Here is a 23,336-nt window from a genome sequence, read left to right as displayed (position 1 = left end):
AAGTCCGGTGCCAAGCCGGTCTCCAAGTCCGTCTCCCAGTCCGCCGGCCCTGGCCCTCCACGTCCGAAGGCTTCTCTCATCACGCGGGCTCGGGTGGGGGAACGTGCCACTCGCCCGCCATCGTCAGTTCGGCGCTGTAGATCACGGTGCCCGCCTCGTCCCGGACCCGCACCGAGAATGTCCTTCGATCCCCGTCGGGCAGCTTCTCCCGGGCCATGTCGGGCAGGACGTCGATCGCCATGGACCGGGCTTCGAGGGGCCCGGAGAGCTCGAACCCCGCCTCGTCGATCACGGTGCGGTCGTTGTCGTCCGAGTCGATGTAGTAGCGCGTCACGGGCGGTCCTCTCTCAGCCAGACCCTCGGCAACCCGCTCCGGCCGCCCGATGTTCTGGAAGCGGGCGATCCGACCGCCCCCGGCCCGACCGCGCGGCCTCAGCGATAATCGGTCGGCGTCAGGCCGTGCCGGGCGATCTTGTCGTAGAGGGTCTTGCGCGGCGTGCCCAAGGATTCCGCCGCGACCCGGACGTCGCCACCGGCCATGATCAGCTCCTCACGGATCAGGCTGCGTTCGAAGCGGTCGACCTGTTCGGCCAGGGTGCCGGTGGTGACGACCTCCGGGGCCGAGAGGTCGAGGGCGCCGAGGCCGAGGGCGTAGCGATCGGCGAAGTGGCCGAGTTCGCGCACGTTGCCGGGCCAATCGTGCCGGCGCAGGTGCTCCAGCACCGGGCCGGTGATCGCCGGAACCTCGCGGCCGAAGCGGGCGGACGCCCGCCGCAGGAATTCCTGGAAGAGCAGGATCACGTCCTCGCGCCGGGTCCGCAGGGGCGGGATGGCGATCGTGATGACGTTGAGCCGGTGGTAGAGGTCGTCGCGGAAGGTGCCCTGCGCCGCCGCCTGGCCGAGATCGACCTTGGTGGCGGCCACCACCCGCATGTCGATGGACAGGCTGTCGTTGCTGCCGAGGGGCTCGACCTTGCGCTCCTGCAGCACGCGCAGGATCTTCACCTGCAGGTGGAGGGGCATGCTCTCGATCTCGTCGAGGAAGAGCGTGCCGCCCTCCGCATGCTCGATGCGGCCGACCCGGCGCTTCACCGCGCCCGTGAAGGCCCCGGCCTCGTGGCCGAACAGCTCGCTCTCGGCCACGCTGTCGGGCAGCGCGCCGCAATTCATCGCCACGAAGTTGCGCTTGGCCCGCCGCCCCCAGCGGTGCAGCGCGCTCGCCACCACCTCCTTGCCCGCCCCGGTCTCGCCGAACACGAGCACGTCGACATCGGCATGGGCCACCTCGCGCACGAGCTGGCGCAGGCGCACCATCTCGGGCGACACCCCGAGGAAGGCCGGGTCCTCCTCCAGCGCCGCGTCGAGGCGCGCCCGCAACTGGCGGTTCTCGAGCACGAGGCGGCGGCGCTCCAGGGCGCGCCGGGCCGAGGCCAGCAGCGCCTCGGCCGGGTAGGGCTTGGCCAGGAAGTCGTAGGCGCCGTCGCGCATCGCCGCCACCGCCATGCGGATGTCGCCGTGCCCGGTGATCAGGATCACCGGCAACTCCGGGTCGATGGTGCGCAGGCGCGCGAACAGGGCGTTCCCGTCGAGGTCGGGCAGGCGTACGTCGGTGATGACGAGGCCGGGCGGATCGGCGAGGATCGCGGTCAGGGCCGGCCCCGCCGCCTCGAAGGTCTCCACCGTGAAGCCGTCGAGTTCGAGGCTCTGGCGGTTGGCGCGGCAGACATCCGCCTCGTCGTCGATGAAGACGACCCGCTCGGCCGAGGCCCGCCCATCCCTGGTCTCGCTCACGTCGTCGTCTCCGCCGGTCCGGCCGCCCTGGCGGCCCCGCCTGCCGGAGCCTTCGTCAATGCCATGCGGAAGATCGTGCCGCCCGCCGGATCGTCCTGGACGGTGAGGCTGCCGCCACAATCCTCGACGATTCCGCGGGCGATGGCGAGCCCGAGGCCGAGGCCGTCCGACTTGGTGGTGAAGAAGGCGTCGAAGATCTGCGCCCGCACCGCCTCGGGCATGCCGGGACCGGTGTCGCGGACCTCGACGACGACGCGGTCCGGCGCCTCGGCGGCCACGTGCAGGCCGACGCGGGGCTCGGGCCGGCCCTGTACGGCGTCGATCGCGTTCTGGAGCAGGTTCACGACCACCTGTTCGAGGCGCGGCCCGTCGCCGAGGACCCGGAGGTCGGAGGCGGCGCCCTCTACGGTGAGCGGGATGCGGGCCGCCGCCGCGCGGGCCTCCACCAGCTCCAGGCCGTTGCGCAGGATCTCGGCCAGGGCCACCGGCTCCCGCTTGGCGGAGGAGCGCCGCGCGAAGCCCTTGAGCTGGCGCGTGAGGCCGCCGATGCGGTCGGTCAGGCGGCCGATGGCGAAGGCGTTCTCGGCCGCCTCTTCTCCCCGGCCGCGTCGGACCAGGATGGCGGCGTTGTCCGCGTAGGAGCGGATCGCGGCGAGCGGCTGGTTGATCTCGTGGGCCATGCTGGCGGCGAACTGCCCGAGCGCCGCGAGGCGACCGGCCTGGGCGAGCTCGCGCCCGAGGCGCTCGCGCTCGGCCTCCGCCCGCTGCCGCTCCTCGATCTCGAGCCGCAGGAGCCGGTTGGCGTCGGTGAGCTCCAGCGTCCGCTCCCGCACGCGCGCCTCCAGGGCGTCCCGCTGCGCGGAGGCCTGCACGAGGCGCGCGCGGTTGCGCCGGCCGCGGCCCGCCAGCGCGGAAAGGCCGAGGCAGGCCAGCCCCGTGACGAGGCCGGCGATGATCCAGGCCTGGACGCGCTCGCGCTCCACCGTCCCCCCCAGGGGCGTCAGGGTGTGGAGCCGCCACCCGGTGCCGGGGATCGGCGCGTCGAGGCGCAGCACGATCCGGGCCGGCTGCGCCCCCCGTCCCACCCGCGCCAGGTCCTCGCTGCCCGCGACGGGATGGAGCGGCGCCGGGTCGAGGGGGGCGTCGCCGAAATCCAGGGCCTCGCGGATGCGGCGGCGTTCGGCCTCGTCGATCGGCCGGAGCGTGGTGAAGCGCCAGGCCGGGTCGCTCGCCACGAGGACGATGCCGCGCGCCTCGGTGACGAACACCCCGTCCCCGGTCGTGCGCCAGCCCGCCTCGACGGTGTCGAACTCGATCTTGACCACCACCACGCCGCCGGCGGCGCCGATGCGGCGGGCCAGGTAGAGGCCGGCGCGCCCGCTCACGGTGCCCAGGGCGAATTGCGACCCGGCGCCCTCCCGCATGGCCTCGCGGAAATAGGGCCGGAAGCCGTAATTCCAGTCGAGGAAGCTGCCCGGGGCGCCCGCGTTGCTGGCCGCGGCCGTGATCCCGTCGGGCCGCATCACGTAGATCACGGCCGAGCCCGTGGCCTGGGCCACCTCGGCGAGGCGCCGGTTCACGCGGGCGATCAGATCGGCGGGGGCCGACCCCTGCGCCGCCGCGGCGATCTCCGGGTCGGATGCCAGGGCCAGCGGCAGCGAGGTCTGCTTCTGCATCTCCGCCCCGAGCGCCCCGACCTGGAGGGCGAGCGCCGTCTGGGCGGTGCGTTGCAGGTCGGCCATGGCCCAGCGCTCGGCGACCCGCCCGGCGGCCCAGGCCGCGAGCAGGATGGCGGCGAGGCTGGCGAGGAGGAACAGGCGCCGCCGCCCCGGCGCATCGGCCGGCGCCTGTGCCAGCGCACGACCCAGCGCGTCCGGCGGGGCTGGACGCGTCATGCGCTCGGGCCCGCTGCGGGTTTCCGGACGGGATTCCCGCTCCGTGTCCGGAAACCCGCACGGCGCGCTGGAAAGGGTCGCGGGATCACGAGAAAAACCAAGCTATTCTCAAAGATTTACGGAAAAGTTTCATGCGTTCCCGTGCTGGCACGCCGGTTGCCATTCCGGGAGGGTAACGCAGCCCTGCACCCCTCGCAGGGCTCGGTGCCGAAGGTCCGGACCTCCCGCCATCGTGCCCCCAAGGGGCGCGACCGGGACTGCTGGAACCCCGAGGCGCAAGACCAAGAGCGGACGGAGACGGGGCTGCGCCCCGGACCCGAACCGACACCCTTCGAGAGACCCACCGGGAGAACGCCCTCATGGCTGCCGTACCACTGCCCCTCACCGCCCCGCACGCCCCGCCGAAGCCCAAGCCGATCTACAAGACCCTGTATTTCCAGGTTCTGGTCGCCGTGGCGATCGGCATCACCCTCGGCCACTTCTACCCGCAGACCGGCGCGGACATGAAGCCGCTCGGCGACGCCTTCATCAAGCTCGTGAAGATGATCATCGCGCCGGTGATCTTTCTCACCGTCGTCTCCGGCATCGCCGGCATGACCAACCTCGAGAAGGTCGGCCGCGTCGGCGGCAAGGCGCTGATCTACTTCCTCACCTTCTCGACGCTGGCGCTGATCGTCGGCCTGATCGTCGCGAACCTCGTCCAGCCGGGCGCGGGCATGCACATCGATCCGAAGTCGCTCGATGCGAAGTCGATCGCGATGTACGCCGACAAGGCGAAGACCCAGTCGATCACCGACTTCCTCATGAACATCATCCCGTCCACGGCGGTGGGTGCGTTCGCGGGCGGCGAGATCCTGCAGGTGCTGTTCTTCTCGGTGCTGTTCGGCTTCGGCCTCGCCTTCCTGGGCGACCGCGGCAAGCCGGTCCTCGACATCATCAAGGTGCTGTCGGAAGCCATCTTCGGCGTCGTCAACATCATCATGAAGGTCGCCCCCATCGGCGCCTTCGGCGCCATGGCCTTCACCATCGGCAAGTACGGCATCGCCTCGCTCGCCAACCTCGCCTACCTCGTCGGCGCCTTCTACCTGACCTCGGCGATCTTCGTGCTCGGCGTGCTCGGCCTGGTCGCCCGCTACAACGGCTTCTCGATCATCAAGCTCATCCGCTACATCAAGGAAGAGCTGATGCTGGTGCTCGGCACCTCGTCCTCCGAGTCGGCCCTGCCCTCGCTGCTCGAGAAGATGGAGCGCGCCGGCTGCTCGAAGCCCGTCGTGGGCCTCGTGGTCCCCACCGGCTACTCGTTCAACCTCGACGGCACCAACATCTACATGACCATGGCGGCGCTCTTCATCGCGCAGGCCACGGACACGCCGCTGACCTACGGCGAGCAGGGCCTTCTCCTCCTCGTGGCAATGCTCTCCTCGAAGGGCGCGGCCGGCGTCACCGGCTCCGGCTTCATCACCCTGGCGGCGACCCTCGCGGTGGTCCCCTCGGTGCCGGTGGTCGGCATGGCGCTGATCCTCGGCGTGGACCGCTTCATGTCCGAGTGCCGCGCGCTCACCAACTTCATCGGCAACGCGGTGGCCTGCATCGTGGTCGCCCGCTGGGAGGGCGAGGTCGACGACGTCAAGCTCGCGGCGGCTCTCGGCGGCAACCCGATGCCCCTGGATTCGGAGCTCCCGGCTCCGGCGCTCCAGCCGGCCGTCTGAGCCGGACGCCCCGGGGCCGGCCATAACGGCCCGGCCCCGGCAAGCCGTCTTCGAGCTGGATCGCGGCCCGCGCGGGGCAGGGGGATTACCCCCATGCCCCGCGCGGGCATTCTGCGTGTCCTCGCAGCCTTTTGAGGGGATGGGATACCAAATTCCAGCCTTGAAACCTTTCCAAACTGCGCGCCGAATCGCAGCGTGTCGGGCCTGCGATTCGCAGCCCCGCCCCGATTCGGAAGCGAACCCACGATGTCGATCCGCCTGAGCCCGCCGACCGTCGCGTCCCTGCTGCTCCTGACAGGGTGGGGGCCGGCCCTGGCGCAGGGCGGCACGCCGGACACCGTGTCCCGCGAGGTCGACACCCAGGCCATCGTGGATGCCCTGTTCAAGGCCGGCGGCAACCAGCCGAACGTGCGGGCGAGCGGCGCCAAGGGCGTCTGCGTGAAGGGTACGTTCACCCCCTCGGCCGAGGCGCCGGGCCTGACCAAGGCGCCGCATTTCACCCGGGCATCGCCGGTCACCGCCCGGTTCTCCATGGGCGGCAGCAACCCGAAAGTGTCCGACAAGGCCAAGGCCGTGACGCGCGGCTTCTCCATGCGGATCGCGAACCCGGCCGGCGACATGGTGTTCGTGTTCATCTCCGCGCCGGTCTTCGGCACGAAGACCCCGCAGCAACTGCTCGACTTCGCCACGGTGCGGGCGCCGGGTCCCGACGGGAAGCCGGATGCGGACAAGATCAAGGCGTTCTCGGCGGCCAACCCGGAGACCACCCGGCAGGCCGCCTGGCTCAACGCCCGCCCCGTCCCGGCGAGCTATGCCGGCGTCGATTACTGGGGCGTCCACGCCTACACGCTCACCGACGCCAAGGGACGGGCCACGGTGGCCAAGCTGAAGACCGTGGCGGCGGCGGGCCAGCTCGGCCTGTCCGACGACGAGGCCAAGGCCAAGCCCGACGCCTTCTACGCCGACGAGATGAAGGAGCGCCTCGCGCAGGCGCCGGCCCGCTTCGACCTCGTGGCCGTCCTCGGCGAGGCCGGCGACCCGACGAACGACCCCACGGCGCAGTGGCCCGAGGAGAGCCGCAAGACGGTCACCCTCGGCACCCTGTCGATCACCGCCCTGGAGCCGGCGGCCACCTGCGATGCCGCCACCTTCGACCCCGTCGCCGACCTGCCCGAGGGCGTCGCCGGCCCGGCCGACGACCCGATGTTCGCCATCCGCTCGCCGGCCTACGCGATCTCGCTCTCGCGCCGCACGAACTGACCGACCCAGGCCGGGTCCGTTGAGGATTCGTTAACCTTGATCGGGCAATGTGCTTGCAAGCCGGTCGGAAACGACCGGACAGGGCCACGGAGCCCGGATGTGAGGTGACGCCGGATGTACGCGCACCCCATGCCCGGCCACCGTGGCCGTTTTTCGTTCCGCCGAGGCCCGCGCATCCCGCCGGCTTTGTGCGCCACCCGGCCTTGGCGTATCTCCCGACGACCTTGAGCCCCGGGAGCCGCGTTGGAACAGGCATTGCTGTCATGGATCGGCGGGCTCACCGCGATCCGGACCGAGGTTTTCTGGCTGCTCTGCGCCGGCCTGTCCGGTCTCCTCACCGTCCATGTCCTGCTGCGCAAGCGTGAGGTCGGGGCGGCGATCGGCTGGATCGGCCTCGTCTGGCTCTCGCCCCTGTTCGGGAGCGCGCTCTACGCCCTGTTCGGGATCAACCGGGTCACGCGCCGCGCGCGCAAGCTCGGCGTCCGGCCTTCCGAACCGCGCCGGGCGGAGGCCGGCGGGGCGCCGGCCTCGGGGCTGCCGGAACACCTCGCCCCCCTCGACCACGCGGTCCGGCGCATCACCGCGCTCCCGCTCCGGGCCGGCAACCGCATCGCGATCCTGCGCAACGGCGACGCGGTCTATCCCGCGATGCTGGCGGCGATCGCGGAGGCGCGGTCCTCCATCGCCCTCTCGAGCTACATCTTCCGCAAGGACACGACGGGACGCGCCTTCCTCGACGCCCTGGAGGCGGCCCATGCGCGCGGCGTCGCGGTGCGCGTCCTCGTGGACGGCATCGGCAGCGGCTACTTCTTCGCCACGGTCTACGGGGGCCTGCGGCGCCGGGGCGTGCCGGTGGGCCGCTTCATGCACTCGGTCCTGCCCTGGCGGATGCCCTTCCTGAACCTGCGCACGCACAAGAAGCTGCTCATCGTCGACGGGGCGCTCGCCTTTGCCGGGGGCATCAACATCGCGGACGAGAACCGGCTGGCGCTCGACCCGCCCGAGCCCGTGCGCGACGTGCATTTCCGGATCGAGGGCCCGGTGGTGGCGCAGCTCACGGCGGCCTTCGCCAGCGACTGGGCTTTCGTGACGGACGAGGAGATCGGAGGCGCGGACTGGTTCCCGTCCCTCGAATCCCGGGGCGACAGCCCGGCCCGGGTGGTCACCTCGGGGCCGGACGCGGACCTGCGCAAGATCGAGCTCGTGGTGCTCGAGGCGATCACCTGCGCGACCCGCAGCATCCGCCTGATGACGCCCTATTTCCTGCCCAGCGAGGTGCTGGTCAGCGCGCTCTCGCTGGCGGCCCTCCGGGGCCTGACGGTGGACGTCATCATCCCGATGGCGAGCGACCACGCGGTGGTCGACTGGGCGACGCGGGCGCATGTGGACCCGCTGCTCGCCAGCGACGTCCGGATCTGGCTCGACGACCCGCCCTTCGACCACGCCAAGCTCCTCGTGGTCGACGAGGTCTGGTGCTTCGTCGGCAGCGCGAACTGGGACACGCGCAGCTTCCGCCTGAACTTCGAACTCAACGTCGAGGTCTACGACGCCGGGCTCGCCGGGCGGCTCGACGCCTTCATGCGGGAGAAGATGCGCGTTCGGCTGACCCGCGAAACGTTGTCGCGGCGCGGGCTCCCCGTCCGGCTGCGCGACGCAGGCGTCCGATTACTGCTGCCATACCTGTAGGCTTCTCCTCCGCCTCGCGCCGTACGGCCTCCTGGCTGGGCGCCAGGTGCACGATGATCGGGCGGTGGTCCGAATCCCCGCGCGGCAGCACGCTGCGACCGTGGCAGGTCAGACCCCGCACGAGGCAGCGGTCGAGGCGCAGGGGCACCACCCGCGCCATGGCATGGGTGGGCAGGCGCGGGCCGACGTCGCGGAACCCGGGCAGCAGGGGCGGGCCGACGAGGTTGTAGTCGCCGATGACGGCGGCGCGGGCGGGCAGGCTCTGCTCGATGCGGCGCAACTGGCGCCGGTTGAGCACCTGCCCATGCGACAGGTGCACGTTGGCGACGCCGAAGGCGCCGAGATCGATCACCTGGCTCACCCGGTCGAACATCGCCCCCGAGGGCAGCTCGATCGCCTCCGGGGGGGCGGCGAAGGGGGTCGGGCTCCAGACCGCCAGCCCGTGGATGCGCCCGGGCATCTGCGCCCAGGCGTAGTGCCCGCCGACCTTGGCCTGGAGCGCCTCGATGTCCTTCGTGGCCTCCTGCATCAGCACGAGGTCGGGCTGCTCGCGCTCGATCAGCGCGGCGATGCCGGCGACGTTCGCGCCGACCCGGCGCAGCAGGTTCCAGCTGACGATCTTGCGGGTGCCGGGCCGGTCGTGGCCGGGGCGTCCGTGGGAGTTCTGGAGGGCATGGGCGGTCAGTCGCGCGAGGCGTCGATCGTTGAGCATCGTAACATAGGTGGGCAAGGGCCGGGGTTTGGGAAGCCCGTCCGCTGCGGGGGTGCCCTCACGCCTCCATCAGGGCGGACACGTGCGCGGCGGTGGATTCGGCCAGCCCCCGCAGGTCGTAGCCCCCCTCCAGCACGGAGACGATGCGCCCGCCGCAGGAGCGCTCGGCCACGTCCATCACCTGCCGCGTCGCCCAGCCGAAATCCTCCGCCTCCAGCATCAGGTTGGCGAGCGGGTCGCGCCAATGCGCGTCGAACCCGGCGGAGATGATGATGAGGTCCGGCCGGAACTCCGTGAGCCGGGGCAGGATGCGGGCGGTGAACGCCTCGCGGAAGCGCTCCCCGTCGGCGCCCGGCTTCAGGGGCGCGTTGACGATGGTGTCGTGGTCGCCGGATTCCGAGACCGCGCCGGTGCCGGGATAGAGCGGCATCTGGTGGGTGGAGCAGAACAGCACCGAGGGATCGGCCCAGAAGATGTCCTGGCTGCCGTTGCCGTGGTGCACGTCCCAATCCACGATCGCGACCCGCTCGGCCCCGTGCACGATCCGGGCGTGCCGGGCGGCGATGGCCGCGTTGTTGAACAGGCAGAACCCCATGGCGCGGGTGCGCTCGGCATGGTGGCCCGGCGGCCGCATGGCCGAGAAGGCGTTGCGGGCCTCGCCCCGCATCACCGCGTCGACGCCCTCGACGGCGGCCCCGACCCCGCGCAGCACGCAGTCGATGGTGCCGGGCGAGAGCACCGTGTCGGAATCGACGTGGACCAGACCCTCGGCGGGGGCCGCCGCGATCATCGCCCGGACCCATTCCTCCGGGTGCGCGAGCGCCACGGTCTCCAGGCTCGCGGGCTCCGGCGCCCGCCGGACCAGGGCCGCGAAGGCGTCCGTACCGAGCGCGTCCTTGACCGCCTGCATGCGCTCGGGCCGCTCCGGATGCCCGTGCGGCGTCCGGTGCCCCAGGGCGGCCTCGTGGCTGAACAGGATGGTCATGCGGCGCTCCCGGACGTCTTGGCTGTCCTGGTATACCAGATGGCGGGACACAGGCTAGGGGAGTGCTGCGCGCGGACTTTCGCCTCGATCCGACGATCGGCGTATACCCGGGCGAGACGGAATGGCCCGCTCCGGGCGCGCCCGGGATGGGGCGGCCTTCGTCCGGGCGCGCGGCGGCCGGACCTTCACGGTCGTGCGAAAGGAGACGCGATGACGGTTTCGAGCGAGGACGATCTCGCGGCCCTGAAGCGGATCGGGCGCATCGTCGCCAACACGCTGGAGGCGATGGGAAAAGCCATCGAGCCCGGCATGACGACCCGCGAACTCGATTGCGTCGGCCGGGCCTCCCTGGAGGCGGCCGGGGCCCGTCCGGCACCGGAGATGGCCTACGCCTTCCCTGGGGCGACCTGCATCAGCGTCAACGAGGAGATCGCGCACGGCATCCCGGGGGACCGGGCGATCCGGCCGGGCGATCTCGTCAACATCGACGTCTCGGCGGAGAAGGACGGCTACTTCTCCGATACCGGAGCGTCGTTCGCCGTGCCGCCGGTGACGCGCGCGGTGGAGCGGCTCTGCAAGGACGGGCGCCGGGCGATGTGGACGGGCCTGCGCCAGGTCGGGACCGGCCGGCCGTTCGCCGAGATCGGCCGGGCCATCGGCGCCTTCGCGGGCAAGAACGGCTACACCCTGGTGCGCAATCTCGCCAGCCACGGCGTCGGCCTCTCGCTGCACGAGGAGCCCACCGAGATCGCCACCTGGCCCGACGCCTCCGAGCGCCGGATCATGCGGGAGGGGCTGGTCTTCACCATCGAGCCCTTCCTGTCGCTGGGCGCCACCTTCGCGGAGGATGGCGACGACCCCTGGACCCTCTACGCCCGGCCGAGGGCCCTCACGGTCCAGTACGAGCACACCGTCGTCGCCACCCGCAACGGGCCGCTCGTCCTCAGCATGCCGGGATAGGGTCCGAATCTCAGGGCTTGAGCAGGAGCATCAGGCCGCAGAGTGCTGCGATCGGGATCGCGAGGCAGGCGAACGACCAGGCGGCGACGCCGAAGGCGCCCGCCAGGGCGCCCAGCGCGAAGGCCAGGACCGCCGGGAGCATCCGGCGCATCCGGAGGCGGGCCGCGCCGTCCGGCGCCACCGCGCCGCGCGCCCAGTCCACGAGGTCGATCACCGCCTGGGTGACGTTGACGGTCATCACCGTGGTGGCGGCCAGATGCGGCAGGCCGAGGCGGCCGATGGCGTTCTGCACGCCCATGGCGGCCACGCCCAGCATGCCCACCGACACCGCCGCCGCGCCGTCGGGCGAGCCCAGCGGCGCCAGGGCGAGGCCCGCGAGGCCGAAGCCGGCCAGCAGCAGGGTTTCGAGGGCGAGGAGCCAGCGCAGGGGCGCCACCCCGCGCCGCTCCAGGCCCAGGGCCAACAGGCGCGTTCCCGCCACCGCGAGGACGAAGGCCGGCAGGGCGAGGAGCTTGGCCACGACCCCGACCGAGGTCGAGACGAGTTCGGCGCCGATCAGGACGAAGTTGCCCGTGACATGCGCCGTGAACAGGCCGGCGAGCGCGATGAAGGCCGCCGCGTCCACGAAGCCCGCCACGAAGGCGAGGCCGATTCCGGCGGTCAGGTCCGTGTCGAAGGAAGCCGGTCCCGCGCCGCCCGTCGCCGGGCCTGGTGTCTGTGCCATCGCGTCCCTGCCTCGCGAATCATCCCCGACGTGCCGGGCTCTCTGGCCGAAAGCATCGGTGAGTGGAAGTGTTCGATGCCGGGGGATTGGCGAAAGCTTGCGGCTGTGGCCGATGGACATGAACCGTCGGCAAGCCCGCTCGTTGTGTTCTCATGACGAACGCTGAATCCCCCACCACCAGCGCTGCCCTCGCCGAGGCCCGCCACCGCGAACTCGCGATCGAGCATCTCCTGTTCGGTACGATCCGGCATCTCGCCCGCGAGAACCCGGAGCTTTTGACGAGCCTCGAGGCCAGCCTCGACCACCTCTGGGACAAGGGCGACGACGAGACACGGGACGACGCGGCGGTTCGCGACGTCGCCCGCCGCTTCCTCAAGAGCCTGCAGGCCGAGCGCTGAGGCAAGCGGGAACGGCCCCGACATCCGAGGGCGACCCGGAATTCGGTCGCTTCAGCATCCCAGGAGGTTTCCATGTCGGCATCCCTCGTTCGCAACACCTTCGCCGCGGCCCTTGTGCTCGGCCTGTCCGGCGCGGCCCTGGCCCGTGGCGGCGGCAGTGGCGGTGACGGCCTCTCGCCCTATGCCGCGCTCAGCGGCAACGACCGCTCGGCGGGGGTGAACAACGGCAACTACCGCGCCCCCGAACTCGACCCCTATCTCGGCGCCTACGAGGGTCGCTACGACCGTCCCGTACGCAACCGGTATCGCCCCAGCCGCCGGCCCGTCTACGGCTACCCCTACTGACCTCCGCTCGACCTCCGCGAGGCTCGGAATGCGCATGCGCTGGAACGGACGCGTCCCCGGTCAGCCGGGCCGGGCGGCATGAGCATCACCGAGACCCGCAACCTGCTGCTCCGGTCCCTCCCGGAGGCGGAGGTCGCGCACCTCCTTCCCCTGTTTACTCGCGTCGCGGTGGAGAAGGGGGAGCGCGTGATCGAAGCGGGGGGCGCGCTGGACTTCGCCTACTTTCCGGAAAGCGGCCTGTCCTCGAACATCGCCACGGCCTACGGCAACCGCCGGCTGGAGGTCGGCTGCTTCGGCTTCGAGGGGATGATCAGCACGGGCGTGTTCCTCGGTGCGCGCGAAGCCCCCCACGAGATCATCGTGGAAGTCGGCGGACCCTGGCTGCGTATCGAAGCCGGGCACCTGCGCGACGCCTTCGAGACCCTGCCGGGCTTGCGCGCGGTGCTGCTCCGCTACGCGCATTTCCTCATCATGACCCTGTCGCAGACGGCCCTCTCGAACGGAGCCTCCTCCATCGAGGAGCGCTTGGCGCGTTGGCTCCTGATGGCGCATGACCGCCTCGCGGGCGACGACCTGGCCCTGACCCACGACTTCCTGTCGCTGATGCTGGGAACGCAGCGCTCCGGCGTGACCCTGGCGATCCAGGCGCTGGAGGGCCAGGGCATGATCCGGGCGCGGCGCGGCCGGATCACGGTGCTCGACCGCGGCCTGCTCACAGACCATGCGGGCGGCAGCTACGGCTCGGCGGAAGCCGCCTACGAAGACCTCATCGGGCCATTTCGCAACCTCGCCCCGCCCGGCTCGGACGACGCGCCGCCGGCCGCCTCCGGAGCCCAGCCGGATTCGCATTCCGGCGGCGATCCTTTGGCGCGGATCTAGCGTTCACCCGGCATCGGCCGCGATTCCCGCGGCCGGGAGCCCGCCATGGACCCGACGCCCCTTTCCCCCCGCGACTTCTGCAGCCCCGCCATCCTGCTCTCGGGACCGGTCGACCACGAGATGTACCGCGACTTCCGGCGCCAGCTCGACGCGGCGGCCGAGCGCGATCTCGTGGTGGTGGAACTGACGACCCTGGGCGGCGACCCGGAGGTCGCCCGGATGATGGGGGAGGATATCCGCTTCGGCACGGACGTGGCGCCCGGGCGCCGCTTCGTCTTCCTCGGCAAGGCCGCGATCTACTCGGCCGGCACCACCTTCATGAGCTTCTTTTCTCGCCCCAACCGCTATCTCACCCGCGGCACGCGCCTGATGATCCACGAGCGCAAGCTCGCCAAGACGGTGCAGCTCAACGGCCCGCTGACCACCTGCATCGCCTCCGTGAAGGCGACCCTGCACGAGATCGAAAGCTCCATCGAGATCCAGAACGAGGGCTTCGCCAACCTCGTCCGGGGGTCGCGCGTGACCCTCGACGAGGTCCTGCGGCGAGCTCCGGAGAACTGGTACATCGAAGCCGGGCAGGCGCAGGAACTCGGCCTGATCGAGGGCGTGGTCTGAGGTCCCGTCGCCCCGCGGGTCAGGTCTGGGACTCCTGCTCGGGCTCGGCGCGCGGACCGCGCCGGTTCGAGGCCCGCTCGCCCGCCTCGATCCCGCATTTCTCCACATGGGCCACGCGGTTGACGACCTGGAGGTTCGGCGCTCCCCAGTAGCGGAGGAGCGTCGGCCAGGGCGCATCGCGGTGCTCGCGCCAGACCCGGTAGAGCGGCACCCGGTGGTCGACCTCGGCCGTCCGGAACAGGCGTTTGCCGGAGGCGGCGCAGCGGTGGCGCTGATGGGCTTTGAGCACCTTCACCTGGTCGCTGGGGGCCACCCACAGCTTCCAGGCGGTCACGCAGGCCGCGTGCCAGCGGGCGTTCTTGTTCGGGACGCCCGTGCCCCAGAGGTCCCGGTGCCAGCCGAAGCGGTAGACGGGCTGGCCGCAGATGCAGCAATGCCCCTTGCCGCGCGTATGCGCGGGTTCGCGGAAGGGCGAGGGCGGCAGCCGGAACGTGGCCGCGAGCCCCGAATCCTTGGCGGTGCCCAGGCGCCAGGTCCAGCCCTCGGGATGGCCCGAGCGGGTGGCGAGCGCGCGGGCGAGGCGGTCGGCGCGCATCAGGTGCATGCGCCAGTAGCTCTCCACCGCGAGGCGCGGCGTCGGGGGGATCAGCGGGCGCGCCAGGGCGTGCCGGAGGACGGCACCGGGAAAGATCGCCGGGAGCGCCCGCTCCAGGCGCCCGCGCGCCGCGACGTTGCGCGCGGCGCGCCACTCGGATGCGGCGCTCACGCCTCCACGAGCACCTGGCCGCCGGGTACCTGGCCGCCGGGTACCTGGTCGCCCGGCGCCGGGGCGGCGGGCGTCGGCGCGGGCCGGCCCGCCACCGCGTCGGCGAGGCGGTTGAGGCGCCGGCCGAGGTCCACCACCTCGTTCAGGGCGATGGACTTCTCGCCGTTCTTCACGGCGCGGGTGATGTCGCTGAGCTGCAGCTTGGAGATGCGGAGGAGTTCGGCGGCCAACTGGTCTCGGGTCATCAATGCCGATCGTGGGTTTTTGGAAACGATGGGGTTCCCCGGACCTAAACCGGAACGGTTACCGGGGCGTTGCGGCACGCCGTCCCGCCCCGTCCCGGGGGCGGCCGGATGCGCGGGTCCCGTGCCCCGCGCCGGAACGGCGAGAGGGCTGTACGCGCCTGTTGCTTTTGAAGGACCCGGGCTCAGTTGAGATGATGCCTGCCGCGCCAAGGAAAATGCGTGACGCTGCGGCATCACATCTCGACTACGTCTTCAAACTCCGGGTTTTGTCTTCACAGAGCCGTGAGGCGGATCTGGTTTGAAGCTCGCGTCGCGCGTAAGTTAGCACGGACGCGCGGGACCCGGGTCCTTCGTCCCGGTCCCCACGTCGTCCTTGCCCTGTCGGGCGCCCCTCCGGTTCGCCATCGTGTCGCTCCCGTCGATCACCTTCAGCACGGACAGGTTGTGCCCGGACCTCGCGTTCGGCGCCTATCACGACCTGTATGCCGCGGGCGCCGACGTGGCCCGTGTCGGGGGTCCTTTCCACGCGCGGGTGCAGGCCTATCGCTTCGACCGGATGATCCTGTTCGAGCGCAGCCTCAACGGCCTCGGGCACAGCCGGAACCCGACACGGGTGCGGCGGGACGCCTTCGACCACATCACCCTCCATCTCCTGATGGTCGGCGAGATGCTCGCCGGGCCGCCCGGCCATGAGCGCCGGATGCGACCGGGCGAGATCCTCGTCCTCGACAACAGCCTGCCGCAGCAGAGCCGCTCCTACGACGTCAACGTGATCTCCACGCCGGTGGCGCGGGACCTGATCGAGCCCCTGGTGCCGGACATCCGGGCCTTTCACGGAGCGATCCTGCCGGAATCCGTCGGCGGCCTCCTGGGCGATTTCCTGGTCTCCCTGACCCGGCGCTCGGCCATGCTCGATCCCGGCGTCGTCACCCGGTCGAGTTCCACCATCGGCATGCTGCTGGCGGCAGCCCTGCGGGGGCAGGATCCACCGGCCGAGGCGGTGGTCTGGGCCGGCACGCATGACTGGCCGGAAGAGGAGTCGCGCCGTCGCCAGGCCGAGGCCTTCATCGAGGCGCACCTGAGCGAGGCGGACCTGAACGCCGAGGTCATCGCGTCCGGCATCGCGGTCTCCCGCAGCCTCCTGTACCGCGCCTTCTCGGGGGATGGCGGCGTCGCCCGCTACCTGCGGCAGCGGCGCCTCGAACGCGTCCGCCAGGCCCTTCGACGCCAGGGTGAAACGCGCTCCGTCGCCACCCTGGCCTATGCCTACGGGTTCACCAGCGAGCAGCATTTCAACCGAAGCTTCCGGGATGCGTTCGGCTGCCCGCCGGGGCAATTCCGCGCCGGCCTGAACCGGCGCCGCAGCGAGGCACGGACCGATGGGGGTCCAAGGGCGATCCTGACCGAGTGGCTCTGCGAACTCTACTGATGCGCCCGCTCCACGCACGGATTCCGGGGTGACGACGCCGGACATGCGCGACCCAGTCCTGCGCGACCCAGCCCTGCGCGAACCGTCCGGCCCGGAGCGGACCGGCCTGTCGGCGCGTCTGTTGCCGCTGATGCTGCTCCTGACGGGCGCGCAGCTCTCGGCCGCCAGCGACCGCTTCCTCATCACCCTGGTGGCCGTGCCCGTGAAGCAGGCGCTGGCCTTGAGCGACGCGGAGCTCGGCCTCCTACTCGGTTCGGCCTTCGTGTTCCTCTATGCGCTGACGATGCCGTTCTTCGGCACCCTGGCGGATCGCGGGCACCAGCGCACCATCCTGCTCGCGAGCATCGCGGTCTGGACCCTGGCGACCCTCGGCTTCGGCCTGGCGGGATCCTTCGCCGCCCTGGTCCTCAGTCGCCTCGCGCTGGGCCTCGGACAGGCGGGCGTCGCCCCGGCCGCCTTCTCGCTCATTGCCCATCACGCCCCACGCGGGCGCCTGGCCTTCGCGGTTTCGCTGTTCACGGCCGCCGGGAGCCTGGGGCAATCCTTCGCCCTCCTGTCCGGTGGCGCGGTGCTCGCATGGCTGGTGTCGCGCGGCGGCGCCTGGTTCCCGGGCCTCGGGACGCTGCCCCCGTGGCGGGCGATCTTCGTCCTGGCCTGCCTGCCCAACCTCCTCCTCATCTTCGCCGCGGCCTCGGTCCGCCTGCCGCCGACACCACCCCTGGTCCGACCGGGCTTGCGCACCGCTTTCGCCTGGGTGATGCGCCGGCGCGGCATCTACCTGCCGCACGTCGCGGCCTCCACCGCCGCCGTCCTGATGGGCCGGACCCTGGCCGCCTGGGGGCCGACCTTCTACGTGCGCAGCCACGGCATGAGCCCGGCCGAATGCGGGATCACCCTCGGATTCCTGCTGCTGGTCGGCGGTCCGGTCGGTCACCTGAGCGGGGGACTGATCCTCGGCCGCATCGCCGCGCGTCACCGGCGTTCGGCGGCCTCGTGGATGCTCGCCCTCGCCCTGGTGCTCGCCCTGCCCATCGTCGCGGCCATGGCGACCGCCCAGGACCGGATACTCTCGCTCGCCGCCTTCACCCTGCTCATGGTCGTCCTCGGCTTCGCCTCGCCGGCGGCCCTGACCGGGGTGCAGTGGCTGACGCCGATCACCCTGCGGGGGCGCGTGAGCGCGCTCTTCATCGCCGCCGTGACCCTGGTGGCCTCCGGTACCGGCCCGGTGCTGCTCGGGCTCCTCGCCGACACCGTCTACGGCGCCGACCAGCTCGGGCGGGCCCTGATCACGCTGTTCCTGCTGGTGGGGGTGCCGGGTGCCTGGCTCGCGGTGCGGGCCGCCCGGGGCAGGCCCGCGCAGGCCCGGCCGTAGCCGGAATGATCGCCACCGGCCCGGTCCGGACTCGCCAGCGCCGAACCGGGACCCGCCTCCGCGGAACGTGCCCTAGCGCCGGAGGGCCTCCAGCCAGGACGAGACCGGATCGATCACTTCGGCGGCGACGGAGGAGGCCCAGGCCCGGGCCCGTTCGGTCAGCTCCCGGCGCGCGCCGCGATCGGCCGAGCGACCCTCCATCCGCATGGCGGCGGCCACGTACGCATCCTCGCCGGCCTGGCACTCGTCGAGGGCGCTGCGCTGCGAGGCGGCCCGGCTTTGGCTGGCGGGCTGGCGCTGGAACGCCTCCCGCACGCATCCGTGCCAGTCGCGCTCCAGGGACGCGAGGTCGCCGGTGGAGCGGGCCGGGGTTTGCGCGTCCGCGCGTGTCCCGGTGAGACTGATCGACAGGAGGGCACAGAGGACGATCTTGCGCATGACCCGAATATGGCCGATTCGGCGGGTTTGAGCTAGGAACAAAACAGCAACAACGCGAAACTTCGCACTTGGCTCGTGGCCGACGACGCCCCCGTCTTCCTGCCCCCGGGAGAGCGAGTCTGCCAACGAGGGCGACCCGGTGAGGCGGAATCGCCCGGGCATTATCCTGCCCGACGAGCACCATGACGGCGAGGACGGTGCGCCGGCACACGGCTACGAGGAGCCCCGCGTTTCTCTGTGCCTGATCCGGCTGCGCCGTCGAGGCCGTCGGGATTTCGCGTGCGGTGGGCCTTCGGACAGCGTCAGCGCAGGCCCCGCGCCGCCATTTCCTCGGGGGCCTGCGGCGCGGCGTCCTGACGGGCGATGAGCGCCTCGATGCCGACCGGTGAATACGCCCAGGCATCGGCTCCGACGTCGCAGGCCCGGCTGGTGTCGGGAAGGCAGGCGTGGGTGTGGCCGTAGAGGTGGCGCGTCTCGCGCCAGAAGCCCGGCCAGGACCGATGCGGGTAGTGCGAGAGGAAGAGCCGCCACGCGCGCCCCGTCTCGTCCTGCACCGTGATACGGGCGTTCTCCACGGGGGGATCGCTCCAGGGCAGGTCGAGCACGCGATTGGTGTCGTGGTTTCCGCGCACGAGGCGCTTGACGCCGTTGAGCCGGGCGAACACGGCCGCGCAATGCTCACGGCTGGCGCCGGCCGCGAAATCGCCGATGTGCCAGACCTCGTCCTCGACGGAGACGGTCGCGTTCCAGCGCGCGATCAGCGCCTCGTCATGCGCCTCGACCGAGCCGAAGATCCGACGCCGCCGCTCGACGAGGGGCGCGTCACCGAAATGCGTGTCGGCCGTGAAAAAGATCGCCATGCGTCCCGGATGGGATGCGCTCGCCAAGGAGCGGGGAAGGATTGGAGCGGGGAAGGATTGGAGCAGGGAAGGATTGGAGCAGGGAAGGACTGGAGCGGGGAAGGACTGGAGCGGGGAAGAACTCGGGCGGGGGAGGAGCCATGCCGTCCCGCGACATGCCGCTTCCCGAGATGGTGCCGCCTCTGGAGCCGGCAAGCCGACGCGATGTCGCTTCGCCACCCGGAGCGGTGCGCTGCCCTTGCGGCGCGCCGCCGCGTGCCGGAACTCCGCACCGGGGCGGTTCTTACCCTGGCATTCCCTTCAGATCCGTCGAGGTCATCCCATGCGATACGCATTGCTCGGACTTGGTGCGCTTGCGGCCACGTCCTTCGCCCCCGCGGCGTTTGCTCAGAGCAAGCCGCTGCCCCCTGCCTCCAGCGATGTCATGCCGCCCGTCGAACTCACGATCACGATGGACGGGGACAAGCCCGTCTGCGCGCCGGCCGAGTTGAAGCTTCCCGCCAACACCAACGTGGAACTTCACATCGCCAGCCAGGCGCCGGAGCCCGTCACCCTCACGGCGCCGGGCCAGTTCGAGAATGCCAACGTGCTGCATGCGGACGGCGACCTCGTCCACGTGGCGAGCGAGAAGGGCTACCTCGTCAAGCAGAACGGCAAGGGCGTGCTGCGCATCCGGACCCTGAAGGAAGGGCAGACGACCTACGCCTGCACGAGCAATCGGAATCGCAAGGCCCCGTTCGAGGGCAAGCTGGTGCTGACGGCCCCCGCCGGCTGAGGCCGCGATGCCCGTCCCCTCGGAGCGATGACGGGCGCTCGCCTCCCCCTCCGTCCGAGGGGGCGGCGAGCGCTGCGGATCTCAGCTCCGGCCGAGCTGCTTCAGCATGTCCTGGAGGAGCGTCAGGTGCTCCTTGATCTGCCCGCGCATCAGTTTCGTGACGTTCAGGTTCTCCCGGTCCTTGCCGGTCTTCAGGTAGGTTTCCTGGATCTCGAGCAACTGGTTGTGGCCCTCGATCTGCCCCTGCACGTAGTCGCGGTCGAAGGCAGCGCCTGCTTCGGCCTTCTGCAGCTTCTCGGCCATCGCCTTGCCCTTGGCATCGAGATTGGTCTGGACGACCTCGGCCGAAGGCGCCTTCACCTGGCCGCTCGCGGGGACGCTCTGGTCGCGCATGGACTTGAGCACGTCCGCGATGGTCTCCTGCTCGGCGACTTCCAGTTGCGCGAACTCCTTGACCTTCGGGTTCTGCGCTCTCTTCAAGGCGATCCGGCTGGTTTCGAGCGCCATGAGCCCGGCCGTCGTGGTGTCGGCGGCATGGCGGGCTTCGGCCTCTCCCATGATCGCGGCCTTGTTGCCCGTCTTCTCCGAGACGGTGCTCGGGGCGTTCTGGGCGATGGCGGGAAGGGTCGGCAGGGCGAAAGCGAGCGCGACGGCGCTGAGGGCAAGACGACGCATGGGTGTTTCCTCGAATGGGCGCTGGGTACGGGATCGCCGGACCGGCAAGGTTCGGGAACTCGGTCCAGGAGATCCTCACGACGCGCCAACCTGCCCCGATCGGGCGATGTTTCCTGCGAGGTGCGCGCAAGGGTTGAATGCGTCGGCATGGCGCATCGGCAGCGGGAGCGGCTGTCAGCGGCGCCCGTCTGAGGCAGCGAGATAGCTTTCACCCCCGGGCGGCCCGCATCGCCTCGGTCCCAAAGCCCGGTCCGGTCACCGCTCGAGGAGGCGGGCGGTCGGTGCCGGCAGCGCGGAGCGGGATGGTGGCGGGGCGCTCACAGATAGCATGCCCTGCCGCCCGGCATGATCACCTCGTTGTAGGGGTTCTCGTTGTAGCTCTTCCCCACACGCACCGGCCAGGGCATCGACGAGCTGAGCGAGAACACGTTGTTCGCCCCCGTGAAGAAGCGCACCACCTCGCTGCCGAAGAGGGGGGTGTAGGGCATCGAGATCTCGGCGAAGACGTAGCGCATGCCCGGCGTGTTGAACCCGGTCGGAATGGTGACGTCGCCGGCCAGGCCCAGGCTCCGGGCGGACGCGTTCGCGGTGGCATAGCTCGAGCAGACGCGGGGTTTCGTCACCGTTCCGGCGAGGTCCACGGCCAGCGCGCTGACCACGATCTTCACGGCCGTCCCGTTGAAGGGACCCAGGACGAGCTTCCCGCTCGCCACGATGTCGGCCATCGTCGCGGACCGGATGACATCGGTCGTGTCGCCCTGCGAGGTCAGGTCGGCGATGGTGCGGGCGAGGGATTCGACCTTGCGCTGGTTGTCCAGGGCCCGGCCGAATTCCAGGCATCCGACCAGGATCGCGAGCATGATGGGCAGCACGAGGGCGAATTCGATGGCCGAGGCGCCCGCGTCCGCGCGCGCGAACGCGCCAAAGCTGTGCGGCAAGCGTGGGGGGGACGACACGGTGCCGTCCGCTTCAGCAGGCGGAGCCGGATGAGACGTCATAGGGCTCGACCCGCATCACGTACGTCGACTGGATGAGCCTGGACCCGTCGCTGAAGGCCGACGCGCCGGCGTTCAGGAAGGTGAAGGCGACGGGGAATTTCAGGGCGGCCGTCACGGCCACGATCGCGCCCGGATTGGCACAGGTGTATTTCGTACCGAATCCGCTGATCCAGGTGCCGGTCCGCGTATCGAGGGCGGTGGGGACCGCGCCGCCCGCGAAGGAGGTGCTCACCGAGACGTCGAGCTTCAGGTTGTTGCAGTCGAACGCGACGCCGCGGCTGCAGATCTTGGTCCTGAGGTTGGTCAGAAGGGTGGAGGCGTCCTTCTGGGTCCGGGTGTCGCCCTGGAATGTCCCGGTGTAGAGCGTGCGCGCGCCCCTCTGCAGGGAATCCTCGAGGTTCTGGCCCACCCAGTAGACCAGGGAAATCTGGAGGATGGAGAGGAACAGCGTGATGAAGGGCAGGCTCACGAGGGCGAATTCCAGGGCCGCCGCGCCACCCTGATCGGCACGCAGGCGCCGCCAGCGGGCCGCGCACCTCCTCGCGATTGCGGATTCAGCGGTCATACGGCGGAATGCCTCGGATGAGACGGGTGACGGGCATGGAATGAGGACGGTTACTCGACGATTCTCAGTTTCTTGTCCGCGATCCGCTCCGGGATCGGGCAATTCACGACGAGCCGGATATCGTTGTAGTCCCGATCGCCCCCTGGTCTGTCCTCCCAGCCGTAATACATGAACTTCCCCTTCTCGCAGCTTCCGGTGGCGACCGAGGCCGTGGCGTTCGTACGATCGGCGATGATGCCGCCCGCCGATCGGGGTGTGCATTCCCGCTGGGTGTTGCAGATGATGGTTTCGAGTATGGGATACTTGACCACGTCGATGACTTCCCCGGTTCCCATGTTCGACCCTTTCATCTGGATCGTGTGCACGAGTGTGCTGTTGTCGATCTTCGTATCCGTGTAGTAATTATAGGTTTGCCGGCCGGTATCGTTCCAGTTGCTCGGGCTGGTTCGCTTGTCCCGGACGTTGCGCAGCAGGAAGCTGGGCGCTTCGCCCTCTTCGCAGGTGGGTGCGCTGCTCATATCGTACCGGGTGCCGGCATTGTCCGCGATCGGTGTCAGGCCGCGTCGGCCGAGGTCCGGCTCCCTCTGGCGCTTCGGATCCGAGGAATAGCAGTAGACGTAGATGCGGTTGTAATCGGCGGCATCGGGCGAGAGCTGCGTGAAGGTCGGTGGCGCCGTCTGATACTTTGGGGCAACGCGATTCACGGTCGTCACGGCGTCGACCTGCATCTCCTTCGCCATGCCCGGCAGCAGGTGCACGAACATCGTCTTCATCGTCGTCGATACGGTCACCCGATAGTTCGAGCCGTCGATCCAGGCTCCGTTGATCCTGTAGCCACCGGAAGAACTCTGATCGCCCAGATTCCGGACTAGTTGCGCGTTCGCCAGCCGGAAGGCCTCCAGGGCCGCGGCGGGCGTCTCGGCGTTCGCCACCAGCAACGCCGTCGAATCGGCGACGCTCGCTTCGGCGTTCCGGATCCGAATGGCGTTGCCGTAGTCGATCATGGCTCCCGCGGCCCCCAGGAGAACGGGCAGGCTGAGCGCGAAGAGGATGAAGATGTTTCCGTCCTCGCATCCTCGAAGGCGCCTCGCGTGCCGCATGGTCTGAACGGTCTCCCCTTCGGCCGCCGCCCTGCGCGTTGCCGACCCACGGACCCTCGGCAGTAGAAGGCTGGAGATCGTAAAAACTCCCTGAAGCACACGAGCGAAGATCGTTCTTTCTGACGTTCGGAAAAAGTTTCCGCTGTTCTACGGT

At 70.6% G+C, this 23,336-nt stretch carries 25 protein-coding genes; 11 read left to right on the top strand and 14 right to left on the bottom strand.

Translation table 11 applies throughout. The features are described 5' to 3' along the window. Window positions 1–79 precede the first annotated feature (79 nt). From OF380_RS06590 to OF380_RS06580, 3 genes are all read right to left on the bottom strand, one after another. Window positions 80–334 (bottom strand): DUF6894 family protein, encoded by a 255-nt coding sequence (locus OF380_RS06590; RefSeq protein ID WP_264049969.1) that lies wholly within the window; start codon window positions 332–334, stop codon window positions 80–82. A gap of 98 nt (window positions 335–432) precedes the next feature. Continuing rightward, complete coding sequence (locus OF380_RS06585) at window positions 433–1,791, bottom strand: sigma-54-dependent transcriptional regulator (protein WP_264049968.1); 1,359 nt, start codon at window positions 1,789–1,791, stop codon at window positions 433–435. Next, on the bottom strand, window positions 1,788–3,686 hold the full coding sequence (locus tag OF380_RS06580; protein WP_264049967.1) for an ATP-binding protein: 1,899 nt from the start codon (window positions 3,684–3,686) through the stop codon (window positions 1,788–1,790). Before OF380_RS06580 ends, OF380_RS06585 begins: the two co-directional genes overlap by 4 nt. 359 nt (window positions 3,687–4,045) lie before the next feature. Between OF380_RS06580 and OF380_RS06575 the strand changes: the two genes are divergently transcribed. The 3 genes from OF380_RS06575 (at window position 4,046) to OF380_RS06565 (ending at window position 8,341) form a co-directional block, all read left to right on the top strand. Beyond that, window positions 4,046–5,395, top strand: coding sequence for a dicarboxylate/amino acid:cation symporter (locus OF380_RS06575; RefSeq protein ID WP_264049966.1), 1,350 nt, complete (start codon window positions 4,046–4,048; stop codon window positions 5,393–5,395). A gap of 246 nt (window positions 5,396–5,641) precedes the next feature. After that, the gene (locus OF380_RS06570; RefSeq protein ID WP_264049965.1) at window positions 5,642–6,655 is read left to right on the top strand and encodes a catalase family peroxidase; all 1,014 of its coding nucleotides are present in this window, start codon (window positions 5,642–5,644) and stop codon (window positions 6,653–6,655) included. A gap of 243 nt (window positions 6,656–6,898) precedes the next feature. Next, on the top strand, window positions 6,899–8,341 hold the full coding sequence (locus OF380_RS06565; RefSeq protein ID WP_264049964.1) for a phospholipase D-like domain-containing protein: 1,443 nt from the start codon (window positions 6,899–6,901) through the stop codon (window positions 8,339–8,341). Here the strand turns inward: OF380_RS06565 and OF380_RS06560 are convergent. Together OF380_RS06560 and OF380_RS06555 are read right to left on the bottom strand one after the other, a co-directional pair. Beyond that, the gene (locus tag OF380_RS06560) at window positions 8,232–9,053 is read right to left on the bottom strand and encodes an endonuclease/exonuclease/phosphatase family protein (RefSeq protein WP_264049963.1); all 822 of its coding nucleotides are present in this window, start codon (window positions 9,051–9,053) and stop codon (window positions 8,232–8,234) included. The genes OF380_RS06565 and OF380_RS06560 overlap by 110 nt on opposite strands. Before the next feature lie 58 nt (window positions 9,054–9,111). Then, window positions 9,112–10,038, bottom strand: a complete 927-nt coding sequence (locus tag OF380_RS06555) for a histone deacetylase family protein (protein WP_264049962.1) — start codon at window positions 10,036–10,038, stop codon at window positions 9,112–9,114. A 210-nt stretch (window positions 10,039–10,248) separates the two neighbouring features. Between OF380_RS06555 and map the strand changes: the two genes are divergently transcribed. Then, window positions 10,249–10,998, top strand: coding sequence for a type I methionyl aminopeptidase (map, locus tag OF380_RS06550; protein WP_264049961.1), 750 nt, complete (start codon window positions 10,249–10,251; stop codon window positions 10,996–10,998). A 10-nt stretch (window positions 10,999–11,008) separates the two neighbouring features. Here map and OF380_RS06545 read toward each other — a convergent pair whose 3' ends face one another. Further along, on the bottom strand, window positions 11,009–11,722 hold the full coding sequence (locus OF380_RS06545; RefSeq protein WP_264049960.1) for a YoaK family protein: 714 nt from the start codon (window positions 11,720–11,722) through the stop codon (window positions 11,009–11,011). A gap of 152 nt (window positions 11,723–11,874) precedes the next feature. Between OF380_RS06545 and OF380_RS06540 the strand changes: the two genes are divergently transcribed. The 4 genes from OF380_RS06540 (at window position 11,875) to OF380_RS06525 (ending at window position 13,959) form a co-directional block, all read left to right on the top strand. After that, the gene (locus OF380_RS06540) at window positions 11,875–12,120 is read left to right on the top strand and encodes a hypothetical protein (protein WP_264049959.1); all 246 of its coding nucleotides are present in this window, start codon (window positions 11,875–11,877) and stop codon (window positions 12,118–12,120) included. Window positions 12,121–12,192: 72 nt separating this feature from the next. Continuing rightward, window positions 12,193–12,465, top strand: coding sequence for a hypothetical protein (locus OF380_RS06535; RefSeq protein WP_264049958.1), 273 nt, complete (start codon window positions 12,193–12,195; stop codon window positions 12,463–12,465). Between the two features lie 78 nt (window positions 12,466–12,543). Next, window positions 12,544–13,344: a Crp/Fnr family transcriptional regulator gene (locus tag OF380_RS06530; protein WP_264049957.1), complete on the top strand. Its 801-nt coding sequence runs from the start codon at window positions 12,544–12,546 to the stop codon at window positions 13,342–13,344. 45 nt (window positions 13,345–13,389) lie between these two features. Then, window positions 13,390–13,959, top strand: coding sequence for a peptidase S14 (locus OF380_RS06525; RefSeq protein WP_264049956.1), 570 nt, complete (start codon window positions 13,390–13,392; stop codon window positions 13,957–13,959). Between the two features lie 19 nt (window positions 13,960–13,978). On the opposite strand, the gene OF380_RS06520 is transcribed toward OF380_RS06525, so the two are convergent. Both OF380_RS06520 and OF380_RS06515 read right to left on the bottom strand, forming a co-directional pair. After that, the gene (locus OF380_RS06520; RefSeq protein ID WP_264049955.1) at window positions 13,979–14,725 is read right to left on the bottom strand and encodes a hypothetical protein; all 747 of its coding nucleotides are present in this window, start codon (window positions 14,723–14,725) and stop codon (window positions 13,979–13,981) included. Then, window positions 14,722–14,970: a hypothetical protein gene (locus OF380_RS06515; RefSeq protein ID WP_264049954.1), complete on the bottom strand. Its 249-nt coding sequence runs from the start codon at window positions 14,968–14,970 to the stop codon at window positions 14,722–14,724. The genes OF380_RS06520 and OF380_RS06515 overlap by 4 nt, the downstream gene beginning before the upstream one ends. 406 nt (window positions 14,971–15,376) lie before the next feature. On the opposite strand from OF380_RS06515, the gene OF380_RS06510 reads away from it, so the two are divergent. Together OF380_RS06510 and OF380_RS06505 are read left to right on the top strand one after the other, a co-directional pair. Continuing rightward, complete coding sequence (locus OF380_RS06510; RefSeq protein ID WP_264049953.1) at window positions 15,377–16,399, top strand: helix-turn-helix domain-containing protein; 1,023 nt, start codon at window positions 15,377–15,379, stop codon at window positions 16,397–16,399. A gap of 28 nt (window positions 16,400–16,427) precedes the next feature. Further along, window positions 16,428–17,771 carry an MFS transporter gene (locus tag OF380_RS06505; RefSeq protein WP_264049952.1) on the top strand — a complete coding sequence of 448 codons (1,344 nt, stop codon included), beginning with the start codon at window positions 16,428–16,430 and terminating at the stop codon, window positions 17,769–17,771. Window positions 17,772–17,843: 72 nt separating this feature from the next. On the opposite strand, the gene OF380_RS06500 is transcribed toward OF380_RS06505, so the two are convergent. Continuing rightward, window positions 17,844–18,209 carry a hypothetical protein gene (locus tag OF380_RS06500; protein WP_264049951.1) on the bottom strand — a complete coding sequence of 122 codons (366 nt, stop codon included), beginning with the start codon at window positions 18,207–18,209 and terminating at the stop codon, window positions 17,844–17,846. 302 nt (window positions 18,210–18,511) lie between these two features. After that, window positions 18,512–19,069, bottom strand: coding sequence for a metallophosphoesterase (locus OF380_RS06495; RefSeq protein WP_264049950.1), 558 nt, complete (start codon window positions 19,067–19,069; stop codon window positions 18,512–18,514). A gap of 424 nt (window positions 19,070–19,493) precedes the next feature. Between OF380_RS06495 and OF380_RS06490 the strand changes: the two genes are divergently transcribed. After that, window positions 19,494–19,844, top strand: coding sequence for a cupredoxin domain-containing protein (locus OF380_RS06490; RefSeq protein ID WP_318784508.1), 351 nt, complete (start codon window positions 19,494–19,496; stop codon window positions 19,842–19,844). An 81-nt stretch (window positions 19,845–19,925) separates the two neighbouring features. Here the strand turns inward: OF380_RS06490 and OF380_RS06485 are convergent, their stop codons facing one another. The 4 genes from OF380_RS06485 to OF380_RS06470 all read right to left on the bottom strand — a co-directional run bounded on the left by OF380_RS06485 (window position 19,926) and on the right by OF380_RS06470 (window position 23,086). Next, entirely contained in the window at window positions 19,926–20,519 is a 594-nt protein-coding gene (locus tag OF380_RS06485; protein ID WP_264049948.1) for a DUF4142 domain-containing protein, read from the bottom strand. Between the two features lie 317 nt (window positions 20,520–20,836). Then, window positions 20,837–21,475: a TadE/TadG family type IV pilus assembly protein gene (locus tag OF380_RS06480; protein ID WP_264049947.1), complete on the bottom strand. Its 639-nt coding sequence runs from the start codon at window positions 21,473–21,475 to the stop codon at window positions 20,837–20,839. Window positions 21,476–21,488: 13 nt separating this feature from the next. Then, window positions 21,489–22,082 (bottom strand): TadE/TadG family type IV pilus assembly protein, encoded by a 594-nt coding sequence (locus OF380_RS06475; protein WP_264049946.1) that lies wholly within the window; start codon window positions 22,080–22,082, stop codon window positions 21,489–21,491. Window positions 22,083–22,132: 50 nt separating this feature from the next. Next, window positions 22,133–23,086, bottom strand: coding sequence for a DUF4114 domain-containing protein (locus tag OF380_RS06470; RefSeq protein WP_264049945.1), 954 nt, complete (start codon window positions 23,084–23,086; stop codon window positions 22,133–22,135). Window positions 23,087–23,336 lie beyond the last annotated feature (250 nt).

The organism is Methylobacterium sp. FF17, assembly GCF_025813715.1.
In the GTDB taxonomy this organism is placed as follows: Bacteria; Pseudomonadota; Alphaproteobacteria; order Rhizobiales; family Beijerinckiaceae; genus Methylobacterium; species Methylobacterium flocculans.
Note: the sequence above shows the minus strand (reverse complement) of the source record. Positions and strands in the feature narration are given on the sequence as shown.